The following is a 19,661-nucleotide window of genomic DNA, read 5'->3' on the forward strand; positions in this document are numbered from 1 at the left end:
TTTCTACAACGAATTACCTGGCAAATGCTTTGTGCTGCCACCTTCGTTTTTTACTATTCATTGTTCACGTTTCATTTATCGGCCCATCCCATGCCGAATTCGGTGGTGCTGATGACAGTACACCCCAACCGCATCGATGCTGAGGTACAGATTCCACTCATTGAATTGCAGGCTGCTTACGGCCATGTACTAAATGACCATTCTACGGAATTGGTAGCCCGGCTGGGGCCACAGCTTCGGGCGTATCTGGCGCAGCATATCCGTCCCCAAACCATTGATGGCCAGCCCTGGGCCGTATCAATAGGCGCGCTGACGGTACAGGAAACGCAAAACGCTGTTAACGGCGTTTATCGTGAACTGACCGCACAGGTGCAATTATATCCGCCTGCTGGGGCCAACGTTCGGCAGTTTGTTTTTTATTACGATGTTGTTCTGCATCAGGTCGTTACGCACAAGATTTTGGTAGCCGTTCGACAAGACTGGGCCGGGGGCATGATGCCGCACGATTCCAGTACAAGCGTGGGAGTTATTGAGTTAGACATACCAACCGAAACCATAAAGCCGCTTACGGTTAACTTCGAGCCGGGAAGCCTCTGGACAGGCTTCCGGACACTGTTTAATCTTGGTGTGCACCATATTTCAGAAGGTACTGACCACCTGTTGTTTTTGCTGGTTTTACTACTACCCGCCCCGTTGCTTACGGAGACCGAACCCGGTAAAGCTAAACGGTGGGGTAGTTTCGGCGGTATTCGTTATGGCCTGCTACGGCTGCTGGTCATTGTAACGGCCTTTACCTTCGGACACTCGCTGACACTGCTGGCGGGGGCAGTAGGATGGGTGAGCCTGCCGAGTCAGCCGGTTGAAATACTGATTGCGCTATCGATTTTTGTATCGGCTCTACACGCGCTACGGCCTTTGTTTCCAGAGCAGGAAGGCTGGATTGCCGCTGGTTTTGGGCTTGTACATGGTCTGGCGTTTGCCGGTACACTTACTAAGCTGCAACTCGACGCAGGCCCGATGGCACTGAGCATTCTGGGTTTCAATCTTGGTATTGAAGCGATGCAGCTTTTTGTTATATGTCTTACGCTACCCTGGTTCATGCTCCTCAGCCGCACAGTCGTCTACGCACCCGTGCGGGTTGGCGGGGCCGTGCTGGCGGGCGTGGCTGCGCTGGCCTGGGTGGTCGAACGGTTTACTGGCGTAGAAAACGTTCTGACGTTATACATCGAACAACTGGCCGCGTACCCCTTTTACCTCCTGACAGTACTGATTTTAGTGGCTACAGGTAGCTTGCTCTGGACGCACATTCGCACACAGCGCGTATGAAAAACAACGTCAAAACAGTTCCACCGTTACAATTGAACCGGAAAGTACAGCCGGAACGTAGCTCCCTGCCCTTCTGTGCTGCTGGCCGTAACAATTCCGGCGTGGTTTTCCATCACCCGGCGCACAATGGCGAGGCCAATGCCCGTGCCGCTGTAGGGACTGCTTTTGCCGTGCAGCCGCTCGAAAGCTCCAAAAATCTGTTCGCGGTACTGCTCGTTGAAGCCAATACCGTTGTCGGCTACGGTGATTTCCCAGTAGGCAGACCGGTGCAGCCCGCTATTTGATGGTAGCGCACTCCGGCTTATGGCGCGGGCTGAGAGCGTAATGTGGGGCGGCTTACCAGGACTCGAAAATTTGAGCGCGTTGGAGAGCAGGTTCTGAAAAACCTGCCTTAGTTGAAGCGCGTCACCAGGAATAGTGGGCAATTCGCTCACGTTCAGTACGGCATTCTTTTCTGAAACGGCCACTTCGAGGTCCTGAAGCACGTCGCCCACCACTTTATTCAGGTCAGTGCGTTGATGATCACTAAGTTTGTTTTGGGATAAGCGGGCATAGGCCAGCAAATCGCGGATGAGAATCTGCATTCGGGTGGTTGCCGACTGCATACGGCGCAACAGATCGACACCGTCGCCAAGCCGGTCGGCATACTGATCGGCCAGCAGATCGCCGAACGATTTGATTTTACGAAGAGGTTCCTGCAAATCGTGCGAGGCTACCGACGCAAACTGATCCAAACTTTCGTTGCTGCGCCGTAACTGGTTGTTAATCTGCTCGATCTGTTGGCGGGCCAGTTTGGCTTCGGTAACATTGATAGAAGAGGTCAGCAGACCGTCCTGATCAAATCGAACGGCAGACACTAAATACCAGTACTTACCAATCTGACGTTCCAGGGTGGCTGGTTTACCGGTTTGAACCACAGCTACGTACTGCATAAGGGCGTCGCTGTTTCGCAGGGGCGGGTTCAGTTCGCAAAGCGTTTTGGTGTAAAGCTCTTCGGGTGGCAGGCCAAGCATATCGAGTGATGCCTGATTGGCGAACGTGAAACGAAAGTCGGTGATGCGGCCCTCGGCGTCGCGCACTGGCTCGTAGGTAGCTACCGCTGTCAGGGTGGCATTTAGCACGCTATTGACTATATCGGCCTGCTGCCGAATGAGCCGTTCGGCCAGTTTATGTTCGGTCACATTCATGAATGTGAGCACGATCTTATCTTTTTCGTATCGTACCGCCGAGGATTCAAACCAGCCTTCGTAGCCATTTACGTCGGTGTAGTGAAGCGTTGCCTGCTGCGGCTCGCCCGTGTCGGCAGCTTTGGCGTATATGGCAAAAAAGCCGCTTTCTACGTTACCGGGAAACACGTCAAGCAAGGTTCGGCCTTCGAGTTCGGCGGGTGTTCGGCCTAAGCTTCGCTCTACGGAGCGGTTGGCGCGGTCCATACGAAAATCAACTATGTCGCCTGCTTCGTTGCGGATGGCTGTCATCGCCAGAATGCTGCTGATCGACGCGTCGAGCGTAGCCTGAAGCTGATCGGCCTGTTGCTGCGTCAGCAACTGCGTCCGTTTGCGGACGGTGATGTCCTGGGTAATCATAATCAATTGATCGCCAAACGATACCGTGCGCTGATCGAACCAACCGCTCATGCCGTCGGAGCGGTATTCGAGGTCGTACTGCTCCGATTGCCCATTTCGGCTTACTTCGCTCAGGACGGAAATGCCTCCATGGGCTGTTGCTTCGGGAAACAGGTCGCTGTAGGTTCGTCCTTCCATTTGCTCGATGGGCAGACCGCGAAGCTGGGCGGCTGTTCGGTTTACCCGTTCAAATACCCAGTCAGTAATCGGGCCATTGCCGTCTTCACTCCGTTGCGGGCTTAAAAGGCTGATGGCAACAGGTACGTTATCGACTAACGTTTCGATCATGTTGGCCGATTGCCGGGCCTGCTCACGGGCCTGTTTGTAATCGGTAATATCGATGAAGTTCACCACCACCCCATCGTTCATCTTTGTAACCGAGATGTCGAACCAGTTACGCCCCGCCGTTCGGGACGGATAATATTCTTCGCCCCGATACGGTTCGCCGGTTTCTATAACTGCTACATACCGGGCAAACAGATTCGATTCTATGAATTCCGTAAACAGCGTCAATAAGGTGGCATTACGGATAACTTCATCGGAGAAACCTACCCGCTGCCGGAATGCCGGATTGGTGAGGGTAATGTTAAAATCGATGATTTGGCCCGTTACTACGTCGCGCATGGCCTGCGCGGCATAAATATTGGTCAGCGAATTGTCGAAGACAGCCCGTAATAACTCGGGCGATGCATCCAGAAAAGTTGAGTTCATGCGAGGAAGGCCGGGGCCGGTCAGAAATGGTCTTTAACCGGACGCCCGTGCTATGCAAATTATGAAAATACTGGCTCTCTTATGAATTAATTTGCCGACCCCGGCGAATTTCACTGGGGTTGATGTGCATTTTCTGCTTATAAATCCGGGAGAAGTAATGCACCGATTCAAAACCGCACTGAGCCGAAATCTCCGATAAAGTGCTGCCCGTATCGCGAATGAGTTCTTCTGCTTTGTGCAGTTTCAGCCGTAAGTGGTACTGATTCAGCGAGGTTCCGGTTGTTTCTTTAAATGCCTTTCGCAGCCAGGCATAACTTACGTTGCAGGCGTCGGACAGCCGCTCGAAATCAATAGTCTCCTGCCAGCGTTCATTAATGTCGCGCTTCACGTCGCTGATAATCTTTTCCTTCCGCGATACCTTCTGGTTCGACAGCAACACCGAGGTATATACGACGCCTAACAGTTGCAGCACCAGAAACGACGCTAATTTCAAATACGAATCTTCTCGCACTTCAACTACCTCAAACAGCCGCTCGAAGGTGGCTAAAAACTCGACGTTGAAGCCCACTTTTATGATCGGGCTTTGCGGGTTGAAGCACTCCTGTTCCAGCAAATGCCGGGGATAATCGCCCGAAAAACCTACCCAATATTCTTCCCAGCCGGTTTGGTCGTTGGGCTTGTAGCGGTGCCATACGCCCGGATAGAGCAGAATGATGGTGCCTTCCTCAATGACCTGGGGCGGCATACCGTAGGCTTCAAAAATACCCTCGCCTTTGCAAACGTAAAGTAGCTGATATTCTTTCAGGCTGCGCCCGCGCTCCCAATCAAAAAAATGGCTATCCGGGTGTCGAATGTCGGGGTAGGGGGTTTGGGTGGGGTGAATGTGGTGGCCCAGGGTATGAATGTTAACGCTGGCAGTATTGTCGATGGGGGCGTCGGCAAAACTGAAATAGCGTCGGAATATTTTCATAGCAGAAAGTGCAAAATATATCTCATTATAGATAAAAAAATACGCGCTAAAGTACAATAATATTGTAAAGTAAATCAGTGTATCGTTTTATCCTTTGCACATTTTACTGTATGAGAAACTATTTTATTAGCCTCAGCCTGCTGCTGGTGCCGATGCTGACGGTGGCTCAACCTGTGCAACAGCAACCACTGCGGGAGGGTTTTCAGACCCCGCCCAACATAGCCAAACCCCGTGTGTGGTGGCACTGGATGAATGGCAACATTACCAAAGAAGGTATTCAGAAAGACCTTGACTGGATGAACCGGGTCGGTATCGGCGGGTTCCAGAACTTCGACGCCAGCCTGTTTACGCCAGTGGTGGTATCGAAGAAATTGGTGTTCATGACACCCGACTGGAAAGACGCATTCAGATTCACGACCGACCTCGCCCGGAAACTGCAACTCGAAATGGCAATTGCCGGGTCGCCGGGCTGGAGCGTAACGGGCGGGCCGTGGGTGCCCCCCGCCGATGGCATGAAAAAATACGTCTGGACCGAAACGCGTGTAACTGGCGGACAACCGTTCGCGGGAAAACTGCCTCAGCCAGCGGCTACGACGGGTAAATTTCAGAACGTAGCCCTCGAATCGGCCAGTCTGCTGGGCGGTCCAACGGGCGATGTACCAACTTACTACGCCGATGCTGCCGTAGTCGCCTACCGTTTGCCTGCCAACGAACAGCCGATGATCGCGCTAAAGCCCAACATTACGTCGAGTGGAGGAACGTTCAGCTTAGCCGACCTCACGGATGGGAATCTGGAAAAAGCCACCCTGCTGCCGCCCATAGAAGTGGGGCAGGATATGTGGGTTCAGTATGCATTCGATACACCACAAACCGTTCGGGCATTTACTATTGTGGGTGCTCCTCCGGCCAGTCAGTTGGCCGAATTTCGGGGAATGCCCGACAACCGAAGTCTGAAAGTAAGCGACGACGGGTTAACTTTTCGCGACGTGGTCATTGTCCGGGGCAGCACCGTGCCGCAGAGTACGGTAAGTATTCCGGCAACAACGGCCCGCTTTTTCCGCTTTACGTTTAAAACCGAAAAGCCCGAAGGCAATCCATTTGCCGCTATGATGGGCGGTAGTGCCGACCCCGGCAAACCGCAGGGCGTACCCGTGGCGGAGTTAGTACTCTACAACACCGACCGCGTAGACCTGTTTGAGCAGAAAGCCGGATTCAGCGCGTGGAGAGAACCAACTCCGTCGCTGGTCAAAGCTGACGCCATTGCTATTCCAACTGCCGACGTAATCGACCTCACCGGCAAAATGGCCGCCGATGGTTCGCTGAACTGGACCGCTCCGGTGGGTAACTGGGTTGTTGTGCGGTTAGGCTATTCGCTGACGGGGCGCAAAAATCACCCCGCTTCGCCCGAAGCAACCGGCCTTGAGGTCGACAAACTCGACAAAGTGGCCGTTCGGAAATACATCGACACGTATCTGGATATGTACAATGATGCTACGGGTGGGCAGTTGGGGGCCAAGGGGCTGGAATACATGATTTTAGACAGCTACGAGGCCGGGCACATGACCTGGACGAAGGCCATGCCCGACGAGTTTCAGAAACGGCGCGGCTATGCCATTACGCCCTGGTTGCCGGTGCTGACGGGTCGGGTAGTACAGAGCCACGAAGCCAGCGAGAAATTTCTGTGGGATTTCCGCAAAACCATCGGCGAACTGATCGTGGAAAACCATTACGAAACCATCGGCGAAGCTCTGAAAGCACGGGGCATGAAACGCTACACCGAATCGCACGAGAGCGGACGTATCTATTTAGCCGATGGTATGGACGTGAAACGATTTGCCGACATTCCGATGGCAGCCATGTGGACGCCGGGCAGTCTGGCAGGTGGCAACGACGAAGAAACCCGCAGCAAAGCCGACATCCGGGAGGCAGCGTCGGTGGCACATATTTACGGACAAAACCTGGTGGCGGCTGAGTCGATGACGTCGGTGGGTAAGCCGTTTCTGTTTGCGCCCGAAAACCTCAAGCGTACTGCCGACATGGAACTGGCGTCGGGCCTGAACCGCTTCGTGATACATACGTCGGTACACCAGCCGCTCGATGATAAAAAGCCGGGCTTCTCGCTTGGGCCGTTCGGGCAGTATTTTACCCGACACGAGACCTGGGCCGAGCAGGCCAAACCCTGGATGGACTACTTGGGCCGCAGCAGTTACCTGTTGCAACAGGGCCGGTTTGTGGCCGACGTGCTGTATTACTATGGCGAAAACAACAACCTGACGCAGCTTTTTACCGACAAACTGCCAGCCATAAGTGGCTACGAATATGACTTTGTAAACGCTACGGCCCTGAAAAACGTGATTCAGGGTAGAAACGGCAAACTCGTTACGCCTACTGGTATGAACTACAGCGTATTGGTGCTGGACGAAAGCGCGAAAACCATGACGTTGCCAGTGCTGAAAAAAATTGCTGAGCTGGCAAAAGCGGGCGTTGCTATCGCCGGCACCAAACCCGAACGTTCGCCCAGCCTGAGCGACGATCCGTCTGCGTTTAGTGCGCTGGTTGCCCAAATCTGGAGCCAGCCCAATGTATCGACCAAACCCGCAGCCGAGGTGCTGAAAGCATTGGCTGTGCCGGAAGACGTGATTATCAAAAATGCAAGGGCCGAAATCCTGTACGTCCACCGGAATACGGGCAGTACCGATATCTATTGGCTGAACAACCGCAGCGAAGCCCCAACCGACGCAGAGATCAGCTTTCGCGTGACGGGCAAAGTACCCCGGCTCTGGAATCCGCAGACGGGTAAAATCGAGACGGTATCGTACCAGATTAAAGATGGCCGGACCTATGTGCCGTTACGTTTCGAGTCGTGGGATGCTTTTTTTATTGTTTTCGATGGTACGGCTACCGCTACCACGTTCACCAAACCGGCCACCACCGAAACGCGGGTGCTGGCCGTAGCCTCGCCCTGGACGATTCGTTTCCCAACAGCAACACCCCGCACCCTCACGGTCGATAAGTTGGCGTCGTGGACTGAAAATTCGGAAGCCGACATTAAATATTTCTCCGGTACGGCTTTCTACACCAACACCTTCACGCTGCCCACTGTGGTTAGCGGAGGGCGGTATGAACTGGATTTGGGTGAGGTGAAAAATCTGGCCGAAGTAATCGTGAATGGCAAAAACGTGGGTATTGCCTGGAAAAAACCATTCCGCGTAGACATTACTGAGGCCGTTCGGACGGGCAGCAACGCAGTCGAAATTCGGGTTACGAACTACTGGGCCAACCGCCTGATTGGCGATGCGCAGCCGGGCGTAACTACCAAAGTCGCGACGGCGAACCGCACGTTCACGACGGTGCCATTCTTCCGGCCCGACAGCCCGTTGTTTCCGGCGGGGCTGCTGAGCGAAGTAAGCGTTGTGCTGAAAAAGTAATGACCAACAACCCTATACCATATGCAAGTCGTTTTAGGACTGATTTACCACACCATCGGTGGCGGATTTTCGGGGAGTTTTTATATGCCCTACAACCGTGTACGCGGCTGGGCCTGGGAGAGTTACTGGATTGTTGGCGGGTTATTTTCGTGGCTCATCGTGCCTCCGCTGGCGGCCTACCTGACTGTCGCTGATTTTGGGGGCATCATTGCCGCTACGCCATTTTCCATTAAATCCATCACGTTTCTGATGGGTCTGCTCTGGGGCATTGGCGGTCTAACCTACGGGCTGGGCGTTCGGTATCTTGGCATGTCGCTGGGCAATTCGGTGGTGCTGGGGTTTTGCTCGGCCTTTGGTGCGCTGGTGCCGCCCATCTACTACGGCTTCAACCCGGTGCCGGGCAAAACCTCCTTTATGCAGATGCTCCAGTCGAGCGGAGGGCAGTTGGTATTGCTGGGCGTAGTGGTTTGCATTCTGGGGATTGCCATTCTGGGCCGGTCGGGTATGCTGAAAGAAGGCGACCTGTCGGACGCCGAAAAACGGGCGAGTGTGAAGGAGTTTAGCTTAGTGAAAGGGCTGATAATTGCCGTTTTCTCCGGCGTATTAAGCGCGTTTTTCAACTTTGGTATCGAAGCGGGAAAACCAATGGCCGACGTTGCCGTGGCGCAGGGCAACAACCCGCTGTTTCAGAATAACGTCACCTACGTGGTGTTGCTATGGGGCGGGCTAACCACCAACCTGCTCTGGTGCCTCTACCTCAACGCCCGCAACAAAACTTTCGGCGACTATACCAACCCACGCACCCCTATTGGCAGCAACGTGCTGTTTGCGGGTCTGGCCGGGACGATGTGGTTTCTGCAATTTTTCTTCTACGGCATGGGCGAAAGCAAATTGGGCAACGGAGCCAGTTCGTGGATTACGCACATGGCAACCATCATTCTGACGGCTAATCTCTGGGGGCTGTACCTCAACGAATGGTCGGGCGTATCGCCCCGCACGTTCCGCACTTTTATAGCGGGAATTGTCACAATTTTAGTTTCCATCGTGCTGGTGGGTATTGGTAACTCGTTGTAATACCCCACCCCAATCGGGCCGCCGAACCGCTCTCCCCGTTAGGGAGGGGCTAACTTATGAAAACTATGCAAGTCCTTAAAAACCAAATTGATAGCCATAATGAGTCGCTGTTGCTTCAGCACGAAGCCAAACTCAGCTTTACCCGTTCGGAAGTGCCGGGTGCCGAAGAAATCATTCAGAAACTGACGGCATTTCAAATTGCCATTCCGTCGTGGGCACTCGGTACGGGCGGTACGCGCTTTGGCCGGTTCAGCGGTGGGGGCGAACCCCGCAGCCTCGAAGAAAAAATCGAAGACGTGGGGCTGTTGCACGCGCTCAACCAGTCGTCGGGAGCTATTTCGCTGCACATTCCGTGGGATATTCCGCAGGATTACCGGGCCACTCGGATTTTAGCCGCGCAGCACGGGCTGACCTTCGATGCCGTGAACTCCAATACGTTTCAGGACCAGCCCGGTCAGCCGCATAGCTACAAATTCGGGTCGTTGCAGCACGTCGATAAAACGATTCGCCAGCAGGCCATCGATCATAACATTGAGGTTATCAAACACGGTATCGAATTGGGTTCCGAATCGCTGACGGTCTGGTTATCAGATGGTTCCTGTTTCCCTGGACAGTTGAACTTCCGCCGGGCGTATCAAAATACGCTCGAAAGCCTGAACGAAATTTACGCGGCCCTGCCCGACAACTGGAAGCTGTTTCTCGAATACAAAGCATTTGAGCCAAATTTCTATTCAACTACCGTTGGCGATTGGGGTATGTCGTATTCGTATGTGCAGAAGTTGGGATCGAAAGCCTACACGCTGGTCGATCTGGGCCATCACCTGCCCAACGCCAACATCGAGCAGATTGTAGCACTGCTGCTGATGGAAGGCAAACTTGGCGGTTTTCACTTCAACGACTCCAAATACGGCGACGACGACCTGACGGCAGGAGCAATCAAACCGTATCAACTGTTCCTGATTTTCAACGAATTAGTTGAGGGGATGGATGCCCGCGTCATGAACCACGCCACAGACCTGGGCTGGATGATCGACGCCAGTCATAACGTAAAAGACCCGCTCGAAGACCTGCTGCAATCGGTCGAAGCCATCATGCTGGCCTACGCGCAGGCATTGTCGGTGCCGCGCCGGGCACTGGAAGATGCGCAACAGAACAACGACGTAGTAACGGCGCAGGAAATTCTGCAAAATGCTTTCCGCACCGATCTGCGTGCGTTGGTAGCCGAAGCCCGCCTACGGGCCGGGGCCGCTCTGAACCCCGTTGCGCTCTACCGCAGCCTGAACGTTCGTCAGAACCTGATCAACGAACGCGGCCTGAAAACAGTAGCGACCGGACTTTAGTAATCATCAAATACAACAAAATTAGTAGTCGGGTAGGAAGGCATAGGATAGTTGCTTCAATAGGTTTATTTTACTTTGCAAAGCAACATAAACATAGTAGCCAACTGTTCACGACATACACCTGAATCATGACAACACAAACCAGTAAAGAAACCTTCCGGCATGTCAGTTACCTGTGGGACGACGCTAAAGCCGCCGAACTGGCCGATAACCAGGTCGACCTGTTTATTTACCGCTCCAACCTGCTCGGTGCCGACCTGCGACTGACCAACTACGGCGGGGGCAATACGTCGGTCAAAATAACGGACAAAGACCCGCTGACTGGCGAGGACGTGGAGGTGATGTGGATCAAAGGCTCCGGGGGCGACATCGGTACGCTCACCAAAAGTGGTTGTGCCGCTCTGTACATGGACCGGCTGCTGAACCTGGAAAAAGTGTATCGGGGGCTGGAATTTGAAGATGAGATGGTGGCTCTGTTCAATCACTGCATTTTCGATCTGAACTCGAAAGCCCCCTCTATCGACACGCCCCTGCATGGGTTTCTGCCGTTCAAACACATCGATCACCTCCACCCCGACGCGGCCATTGCCATTGCAGCCGCCAAAGACGGGCAGCGCATCACCGAAGAACTGTTCGGGGGCGAAGTGGGCTGGGTAGGCTGGCAGCGGCCCGGCTTCGATCTGGGGCTGAAACTGCGGGAGTGTCTGGAGCAGGCCGAAGCCAAAGGCATCAGGCTACGCGGCATTATGCTCGGCTCGCACGGGCTGTTTACATGGGGCGATACCTCGTATGAAAGCTACGTGAACACGCTGGAAGTCATCGAACGCTGCGCCGAATACCTCGAAGCCAACTACGGCGGTCCGTCGCACGGCAAAAACCGTCCCGTGTTTGGGGGCACCCAGCGGAGTGTCGAATCGCCTGAATCACGCCGGGAACAGGCTGCCCATATCATGCCTATTCTGCGCGGCCTCTGCTCCAGCGAATCGGTGCGCCGAAGCGGCCCGATGGTGGGCCATTTCACCGACGACGAGCGGGTGCTGGAGTTCATCAACTCCAGGGACTTAGACCGGCTGGCTCCATTAGGAACGAGTTGCCCGGATCACTTTCTGCGGACCAAAATCAGTCCGCTGGTTCTCAATATTCCATCAGACCTTGATGTTAATCATCCTGAAAATCGGGAAATTCTGGCGTCATTGAACCCGCAGTTTGAAGAGTACCGAACCATGTATCAGGCGTATTACAATGCCTGTAAACACCCCAACAGCCCCGCCATGCGCGACCCCAATCCGGTGGTGATTCTGTGGCCGGGAGTGGGCATGTTTACCTTCGCCAAAGACAAAACCACAGCCCGGCTGGCATCGGAATATTACATCAATGCCGTAAACGTGATGAAGGGGGCCGAAGCCGTCTCGGAATATACGGCACTACCGCGTCAGGAAGCGTTTAATATCGAATACTGGCTGCTCGAAGAAGCCAAATTGCAGCGGATGCCGAAACCCAAAGCGTTGTCGGGCCGGGTAGCGTTGATAACGGGCAGCGCGGGCGGCATCGGCAAGGCTATCGCCAGAAAGTTTGCCGAAGAAGGAGCCGTTGTCGTACTCAACGACATCAACGAAGAGCGGCTGGCCGACGCGAAAGACGAATTCGTGAAAAAATTTGGCCGCGATGCCGTTGCCACCACTTCGCTCAATGTAACTGATGCCGAGAGTATTAAGCAGGCGTTTGATGCAGCGTGTCTGGCTTTTGGCGGAGTCGATATCGTGGTCAACAATGCCGGTATCAGCATCTCCAAACCCATTGAAGAACACACGCTGGCCGACTGGGATAAGCTGTACGATATTCTGGTAAAAGGCCAGTTCGTGGTCACGCAGGCGGCTGTTTCGGTGATGCGTAAGCAGGGCTTCGGGGGCGACGTTATCAACATCGTCAGTAAGAACGCGCTGGTGTCGGGGCCGAACAATGCGGGCTACGGCTCAGCCAAAGCCGCGCAGTTGCATCTGAGCCGCCTGAATGCCGCCGAACTCGGTGCCGACAAAATTCGCGTCAACGTAGTCAATCCCGACGCCGTCATTGCCGACTCCAACATCTGGGCTGGTGGCTGGGCCGAAGGGCGCGCCAAAGCCTACGGTATCACGGTCGAAGAGCTACCCGCTTATTACGCCAAACGGACGCTGCTGGGCGAGTCGATCCTGCCCGACGATATTGCCAACGCCTGTTTCGCCTTCGTGGGTGGTCTGCTCAAAAAATCTACCGGCAACGTCCTCAACGTTGATGGTGGCGTAGCAATGGCCTTTGTACGGTGATGTTGAGTGATTGAATGATTGAGTGATTGAATGGTTGACTGATTGAATGGAAGAGTCAGGTAGTGGCTCCATTCAACCACTCAACCATTCAATCACTCAACCATTCAATCACTCAATCATTCAATCATTCAACCACTCAACCACGTATGCCGACACCGGTAATTGCCATTTTCGATATTGGGAAGACCAATAAAAAACTGTTTCTGTTCGATCAGCACTATCGGATTGTGTGGGAGCGGAGTGTGCAATTGCCTGAGACTGTTGATGAAGATGGCGATCCCTGCGAAGACATACAGGGGTTGACAAACTGGGTGCTTGAAACCACTGAAATTGCGCTGGCGTTGCCCCAGTTTACGGTACTGGCCCTGAATTTCACGACCTACGGGGCCAGTTTTGTGTACGTAGATGCCAGGGGACAACAGGTTGGGCCGTTGTACAACTACCTGAAACCATTCCCGGACGCCATTCGGGAACGGTTTCTTCAGCAGTACGGCCCCGCCAATGCGCTGTCGTTGCAAACGGCGTCGCCCTGGTTAGATAGCCTGAACTCGGGGCTGATGCTCTACCGAATCAAGTACGACAAACCGGAGCTTTTCCAGCGCATCCGCTACGCCCTCCACCTGCCTCAGTATGTGAGTTATCTCATTACCGGGCAGATTGCATCTGACCTGACCAGCATCGGTTGTCATACCATGTTGTGGGATTTCGGGGCCGGTCGGTATCACGATTGGGTAGTTTCTGAAGGGTTGGATCGACTGCTGGGGCCGCTGTTTCCTGCCGATGAAGGCATGGATGCAACGCAACCCAAACCGGAGGATGCAGAACCGAATACAGCCCGTTCGTTGCGTGTGGGTGTCGGGCTACACGATTCATCGGCGGCTTTGATTCCCTACCTGGCGTCTTTCCATGAACCGTTTATCCTGATCTCGACCGGCACCTGGTGCATCAGCATGAACCCGTTTATCGAGACGGAGGGAACTGGCCCGGCCCTCACCGCCGACGAACTGCAGCACGATTGTCTGTGTTACATGCACTACCGGGGGAAATCCGTAAAAGCCAGCCGACTGTTTTCGGGCTACGAACACGAGCAGCAAACCAAACGACTGGCCGCCCATTTCGGCGTTGACGTTGACCACTACAAGCAAGTGCGCTACAACGCCAGCATCATAAATCAACTACAGGAGGCCGCTCAGCCGGTTCATAGTGAATCGGGCAGTATAACCGGGCCGGCGAAAATGATGTCGTTGAAAGAGTCGCCGTTTGGGCAGCGCGACCTGAGCCGGTTTGCCAACTACGAAACAGCCTACCACCAGTTAATGCTCGACCTAATGGCCGGTCAGGTACTTTCGACTGCGCTGGTGCTGCCCCATAACGAAGTCGAACAGCCCGCCGTAACGCGTATTTTCGTGGATGGTGGCTTTAGTCAGAATCCACTGTATATGAATTTGTTAGCGAAGGCGTTTCCACAGGTGGAAGTCTGGGCTGCATCGGTAGCACAGGCCACGGCGTTGGGTGCCGCGCTGGCCTTTCACGACCAGTGGAACCCCCAACCCGTGCCGCCCAATCTGATTACGCTGACGCATTACCAACGGCTACACCGTTAAGGTACCCTCGATAGAATCGTCTAAGGTCTTACCCAGCATGGCCCCAACAGCCATTTTGGCGAAGGCCACCGCGTTGCCGTTTTTGTTGTCCCAGTAGTAGCCCTGTTCGGTTTTTACGTGGATGACCGTAATGCGGGGGTCGTCTACACCTTCCGTGAACCACGTCCGCAACAGCGGTTCCCAAAGCTCCTCAATCAGTTGTTTGTTTTTCGAGATGGTAGCCACGCCGTAGACGCTCAGGAAGTCGGAGTGTTCTGATCCCTGGAACAAAAGCTGAACATATTTATCGTCCTGAATTTCAGCGTTTTTGTGGCTGTCGTCGGCACTCAGGAACCAGAAATTGCCCAGCGTGTCTACTTTCTGTACCGACATTGGGCGCGTTCTGAGTGGTTCGCCGGTTGTTAGTTTTGTGCAGAAGTAGCACGTAGTGTTCTTGTCGACTAATTCTTTGATTTTCTTTCCGGCTTCACTGCCAATGAGGTCTTTGTGGTTTTCCTCGATCTGCTGCTCATTGATGCTATCCATAACGTTTCGTTGATTGATGGTTGTTTTACCTATCAACGAAAAACGCGGTCAACCTTCTTTTGAAATTATTGACAGGCGGCTTTTATATGGCACCTGATGAGGATTCTCAAGAGTATGAAGGGGGCTATTTCAGCTTCTCCATCGCTTGCTTCATACCCGCAAACTGCCGTTTCTTTTGCAGTACCACGGGTGCGGCTACGCGTTCGCGGCAGTCGAAAATGCCGCAGCGTTCGCAGGCTTCGTTGACTACCCGAAACGGAACGTCGTTGGTCGGGTTGTTCAGAAACGCCATCTTACTACGCAGGGCATCGTTCACGGCAAAGCACATCGACACGCTCATATTCTGTTGATTGGCACTCTGAAACGGATGCGCCACCGACACAATCAGATACTGTTGTTTGCTGTCGACGTATTCCGATAGCTGCGCCCGGCACAGCGCACCATCGAAATTTTTGTGCTGCTGCAAAAAAGAAAGCTCCTGCAAAATCGTCAGCGCAATCCACCGGCGGCAGTAGTGTTCGTCGACCATGCCGCGCGGCCCCTGCTGTCGCGACAGGTGCATTTCTTTCGTGAGCTGGTAGGTCGTTTGCCCAGCCGTGTGGTTGAAGCGGTAGAAAAATAGCTGGTCGATGCCAAACGCGCTCGGCAGCACGTTGCTGAGCCGGTAAAAAAACCGCTCGGGCGTAGCACCAAAATCGTGTATCAGTTGCAGGAAATCATCGTTGCTCCACGTTTCACGGGCAAACAACGTAGTTAATCGGGCCACCAGCGCGTCGCGCCGGATCAGAATAGCCCCCGCAAAATACGACGCTTTATAATTATTCAGAATCTGCTCGAACGATTCGGCCTCAACCCACGAGTAGGTATAAGGCCGCGCTTTCAGACCCAGAAACTGAAAACCCACTTCACGCGCCATAATAAACGCCCGCTGCTCGTCCGACAGCCCCGCGTTGAGGTGCAGTGTCCGTTTCTCGGGCCGATACACTGACCGTAGCGACACCAGTTCGGGGTTTGTCAGCGGATCGAACGACTCGATACGAACGTCGTAGCGGGTTTTGAGCAGGTTGGTCAGCAGCGATACCGTTACAACCTGCCCCGACGGAGCAAACTCGGCCAGAAACCGTTCGGCGTCGGCTTCGATGTCGGGGAAATAATTATCGTGCATCTCCTGATACGACCGTAACATGCTCATATACAGCCGCTCTACGCTCATGTTATAACTCAGCGCAATGTCCATAAACGTGCGGATCATGGCACTGACTTTGGCCGGAGCTTCGGCCAGCAGTTCGAGCAGGTCGGAGGGGTCGATGCCGAACAGTTCGAGCGGAATTTCGGTCAGGAATTTCGAGCGGAGCAGGTCGGAGATTGGCTCTAATTTTTTGCTCAGTTTGAGCGAAACCAGCGTGTCGTAATCGACCTGCATGGCATTGGCGAGGGCCGAAATTTTATCGGCTTTGGGGTATTTGCGGCCCTTCTCGATTTCGGTGATATACGAAACCGACAGGCCCGACTGCTGCGCCAGATCACTGGCCGACAGGTTTCTATCGAGCCGAAGCTGGCGAAGTTTCAGACCAAACAACAGGCGAATATGATCGGCAGGGAGGTTCAACAGGAGGCAGACGTGAAAGTTGAAAAACAAGGCAATCTATAAATCTTCCCGATTGATGCCAGTTTGTTTGAGTATTTTGTAAAATAATCCCTTACCTAAATCACGGTTGCCGTGAACAGGAATTGGCACCGTGCGACCTGTTTCGGAATGTTTAAAAATATGATGACTACTTTTAATGCGATCAAGCTCCCAGCCGTTTTCTTCCAATACTTTCATCAGCCGTTTGGGCGAATAATCCATAATTAAGCACTTAAACGAGTTTGGATGGGAGTAAAGTGAATTGGTAAAACAGTATGCAAAGCTGACCGCTTACTTTCCTGCACTAACTCCTCGGTGTCGTCCTCAATTATATAGCCATTGGCTTCCCGGCTCTCCAGCACACCTTCGATGGCTTCTTTCGCCATCTCCAAGGCTTCTTCCAACGTCTCTCCCCACGTAAGACAGGGTGCCAATGTCGGAACTTCGGCGATAAAGCGGCCATCGTCTGGGTCGCGGCTGATAACAATCTTGTACAGGCGTTCTGTCATAAACAACAAAATCCTGCTGAGTGGCAGGATTTTGCAGAGAGAGAGGGATTCGAACCCCCGGACCTGTTACAGTCTTCGGTTTTCAAGACCGACGCAATCGACCACTCTGCCATCTCTCTGTATGGGTGCAAAGATAAAGCAGAAAGCGGTAGTTTGTCAAATAAACTGCTTTAAAATCCGAACGGATATTTTTTTGTTATTTGTGTACGTTCCGCTTTTAGGTTCAACGCTCATGAAAGAAATAGTTGCCATAGTCAACGCTTACGATGCCCTCGACCATGCCACTACACGGGCCGCGCTGGCAACGGTGGTGCGGGTAGAAGGCTCGTCGTACCGCCGAACGGGTGCCCGAATGCTCATTGCCGACAATGGCCGGTGGGTGGGCGGCATCAGCGGGGGGTGTCTCGAAGGCGACGCGCTCAAACGCGCCCGGCTCGCCATTGCCCAGACCAAACCCACTTTAGTCACCTACGATACTACCGACGATGATGCGTATCAGATTGGGGTGGGGCTGGGTTGCAATGGCATCATCGACGTGCTGATTACCCCGCTCGACCCGAACACCACCAACCCGGTACATATCCTGAAAAGCTGCGTCGAAGACTCCCGTCAGACACACGTGCTGCTGACCGTTACAAACGCACCCGGTGTCTTGCCACAGGGCGAAATTATACGCTACGAAGGTCGCGATAGCCTGAACGGGCTGGGCGACGAGGCAGCCGCTAACCAACTCGCCCAAACCGTTGAAGAGCATCTGGCGCAGCAAAAATCGGCACCTGCGTCGGTAACGATGGCAAATGGGCAAACGCTGGAGGTGTTTGTGGAGGTGATGCTGCCCGTGCCGCAGTTAGTGCTGATGGGGCAGCAGTACGATGTGTATCCGCTGGTACGGCTCATCAACGAATTAGGCTGGCAGGCGGTGGTGGTCGCCAATCCGCAGAAAGTGTCGCAGGCCATGTTTGCCGAAGCTACGTCCATCGTGCAGCCGGATGCATTCCAGACTATTGCATTCGACGCGCAGACGGCTATCGTTTTAATGGCGCACGATTACAAAACCGATAAATATAACCTGCCGAAAGCGTTGGCAACAGTGGCCCCGTTTATCGGTATCCTCGGCCCGCGCAAACGCACCGACAAGATTTTTGCTGAGTTAACTGCCGAAGGGTTATTTACTGGAGAAACCGACCGTATCCACGCGCCGGTGGGTCTGGATATTGGAGCCGCATCGCCCGAAGAAATCGCGCTGTCGATAGTGGCCGAGGTGCGGGCCGTGCTGTCGGGGCGCGAGGGAATGTCGCTGCGGCTGCGGAACGCGCCTATCCACGATCACCCATGAACTACCCCGCCTACTTCGACTACAACGCTACCACGCCGGTCGATCCACGTGTGCTGGAAACGATGCTGCCGTATTTCAACACGCATTTCGGCAACGCGGCTTCGCGCACGCACGTCTATGGCCTGAAAGCCGAAGCCGCCGTCGATGAAGCGCGGGGGCAACTGGCGCGGCTGCTCGGTGCTGATCGCAAAGAGATTGTATTCACCAGCGGAGCCACCGAGTCGATTAATCTGGCTGTAAAGGGCGTATTTGAAGCGCGACAGCACGGCAACCACATCGTAACGGTCATGACCGAACACAAGGCCGTGCTGGACACCTGTGTCCACCTCGAAAAACTGGGGGCAGACGTTACGTATCTTCAACCCGATACCGACGGACTTATCACCCCCGAACAGTTCCGCGATGCGCTGAGGCCCAACACCCTGCTGGCATCGGTGATGTGGGCTAACAACGAAACGGGCGTTATTCAGCCCATTGCCGAACTGGCAACCATTGCCCACGAGCGGGGCGTTTTATTCCACACCGATGCCACGCAGGCCGTAGGGAAACTGTCTATAAACCTGCACGAACTGCCCGTTGATCTGCTCAGTTTATCGGGCCACAAACTGTACGCGCCAAAAGGCATTGGCGCGTTGGTGGTACGCCACAAAACCAGCCTGATTGCCCAGCAGGACGGCGGTCGGCACGAACGTGGTCGGCGGTCGGGAACCCTCAACGTACCGGGTATCGTGGCACTGGGCAAAGCGGCTGAATTAGCCCTCGTAGAGACGCAACCCTTTGCGTCTCACTCGCGTCAGCCATTGCCATCCGGAAAGGAGACGCAACCCTTTCTGCAAGAATTGTATGGTCAACCAAACCATCCGGTTCCTGAGACGCAACATCTTGCGTCTCTACAAGGGTTACGCGACCGATTGGAAACGGGTATTCTGAAGGCAGTGCCGGATGCGTTCGTGAATGGAAGCCGGGTGCATCGGTTGCCTACTACAACCAACATTGCCTTTGCAGGGGTCGATGGGGAAATGCTGCTTGGTAGCCTGAATCAGATTGCCGTCTCAAATGGTTCGGCCTGCACGGCGGCTTCAACCGACCCCTCGCACGTGCTGAAAGCAATGGGTCTTTCCGATGACCTGGCTTATGCATCGGTGCGGTTCAGTTTAGGCCGATTTACAACCGAAGCGGAGGTCGATCTGGCAATTCAGCACGTGTCGGAAGTCGTCGGACAACTGCGTCATGCGTTGGCAAACTGAATCGGTTATCGTTCGCGTCAATAAATTAGAGTATAG

The 19,661-nt window shown here is 54.0% G+C and carries 14 protein-coding genes and 1 tRNA gene; 8 read left to right on the forward strand and 7 right to left on the reverse strand.

What is annotated here, in order from left to right; translation table 11 throughout:
• The first annotated feature begins 24 nt into the window (after positions 1-24).
• Entirely contained in the window at positions 25-1,326 is a 1,302-nt protein-coding gene (locus tag AWR27_RS05420) for a HupE/UreJ family protein (RefSeq protein ID WP_232325983.1), read from the forward strand.
• Positions 1,327-1,352: 26 nt separating this feature from the next.
• Here the strand turns inward: AWR27_RS05420 and AWR27_RS05425 are convergent, their stop codons facing one another.
• Complete coding sequence (locus tag AWR27_RS05425) at positions 1,353-3,662, reverse strand: PAS domain-containing sensor histidine kinase (RefSeq protein WP_077130250.1); 2,310 nt, start codon at positions 3,660-3,662, stop codon at positions 1,353-1,355.
• 79 nt (positions 3,663-3,741) lie between these two features.
• Positions 3,742-4,632: a helix-turn-helix transcriptional regulator gene (locus tag AWR27_RS05430; RefSeq protein WP_077133823.1), complete on the reverse strand. Its 891-nt coding sequence runs from the start codon at positions 4,630-4,632 to the stop codon at positions 3,742-3,744.
• Positions 4,633-4,742: 110 nt separating this feature from the next.
• Here AWR27_RS05430 and AWR27_RS05435 point away from each other — a divergent pair, with 110 nt between their 5' ends.
• From AWR27_RS05435 to AWR27_RS05455, 5 genes are all read left to right on the forward strand, one after another.
• Positions 4,743-8,060 carry a glycosyl hydrolase gene (locus AWR27_RS05435; RefSeq protein WP_077130251.1) on the forward strand — a complete coding sequence of 1,106 codons (3,318 nt, stop codon included), beginning with the start codon at positions 4,743-4,745 and terminating at the stop codon, positions 8,058-8,060.
• 21 nt (positions 8,061-8,081) lie between these two features.
• Positions 8,082-9,134, forward strand: coding sequence for an L-rhamnose/proton symporter RhaT (gene rhaT / locus AWR27_RS05440; protein WP_077130252.1), 1,053 nt, complete (start codon positions 8,082-8,084; stop codon positions 9,132-9,134).
• Between the two features lie 65 nt (positions 9,135-9,199).
• Positions 9,200-10,474, forward strand: a complete 1,275-nt coding sequence (locus AWR27_RS05445; protein ID WP_077133824.1) for a sugar isomerase — start codon at positions 9,200-9,202, stop codon at positions 10,472-10,474.
• A gap of 128 nt (positions 10,475-10,602) precedes the next feature.
• On the forward strand, positions 10,603-12,777 hold the full coding sequence (locus AWR27_RS05450) for a bifunctional aldolase/short-chain dehydrogenase (protein WP_077130253.1): 2,175 nt from the start codon (positions 10,603-10,605) through the stop codon (positions 12,775-12,777).
• A 146-nt stretch (positions 12,778-12,923) separates the two neighbouring features.
• Entirely contained in the window at positions 12,924-14,381 is a 1,458-nt protein-coding gene (locus tag AWR27_RS05455) for an FGGY-family carbohydrate kinase (protein WP_077130254.1), read from the forward strand.
• Here AWR27_RS05455 and AWR27_RS05460 read toward each other — a convergent pair.
• The 5 genes from AWR27_RS05460 to AWR27_RS05480 all read right to left on the reverse strand — a co-directional run bounded on the left by AWR27_RS05460 (position 14,370) and on the right by AWR27_RS05480 (position 17,161).
• Entirely contained in the window at positions 14,370-14,906 is a 537-nt protein-coding gene (locus tag AWR27_RS05460) for a pyridoxamine 5'-phosphate oxidase family protein (RefSeq protein ID WP_077130255.1), read from the reverse strand. The two genes, AWR27_RS05455 and AWR27_RS05460, sit on opposite strands and share 12 nt — an antisense overlap.
• Positions 14,907-15,030: 124 nt before the next feature.
• Positions 15,031-16,515 carry a helix-turn-helix domain-containing protein gene (locus AWR27_RS05465; protein WP_077133825.1) on the reverse strand — a complete coding sequence of 495 codons (1,485 nt, stop codon included), beginning with the start codon at positions 16,513-16,515 and terminating at the stop codon, positions 15,031-15,033.
• Between the two features lie 36 nt (positions 16,516-16,551).
• Entirely contained in the window at positions 16,552-16,755 is a 204-nt protein-coding gene (locus AWR27_RS05470) for a type II toxin-antitoxin system HicA family toxin (RefSeq protein WP_077130256.1), read from the reverse strand.
• Between the two features lie 2 nt (positions 16,756-16,757).
• Positions 16,758-17,042, reverse strand: coding sequence for a type II toxin-antitoxin system HicB family antitoxin (locus tag AWR27_RS05475; RefSeq protein WP_077130257.1), 285 nt, complete (start codon positions 17,040-17,042; stop codon positions 16,758-16,760).
• A gap of 34 nt (positions 17,043-17,076) precedes the next feature.
• Positions 17,077-17,161 (reverse strand) — tRNA-Ser (locus AWR27_RS05480).
• A 113-nt stretch (positions 17,162-17,274) separates the two neighbouring features.
• Between AWR27_RS05480 and AWR27_RS05485 the strand changes: the two genes are divergently transcribed.
• On the forward strand, positions 17,275-18,378 hold the full coding sequence (locus AWR27_RS05485) for an XdhC family protein (protein ID WP_077133826.1): 1,104 nt from the start codon (positions 17,275-17,277) through the stop codon (positions 18,376-18,378).
• The gene (locus AWR27_RS25695) at positions 18,375-19,625 is read left to right on the forward strand and encodes a cysteine desulfurase family protein (protein WP_077130258.1); all 1,251 of its coding nucleotides are present in this window, start codon (positions 18,375-18,377) and stop codon (positions 19,623-19,625) included. Before AWR27_RS05485 ends, AWR27_RS25695 begins: the two co-directional genes overlap by 4 nt.
• Positions 19,626-19,661: the final 36 nt, after the last annotated feature.

The sequence above is a fragment of the Spirosoma montaniterrae genome (assembly GCF_001988955.1).
In the GTDB taxonomy this organism is placed as follows: Bacteria; Bacteroidota; Bacteroidia; order Cytophagales; family Spirosomataceae; genus Spirosoma; species Spirosoma montaniterrae.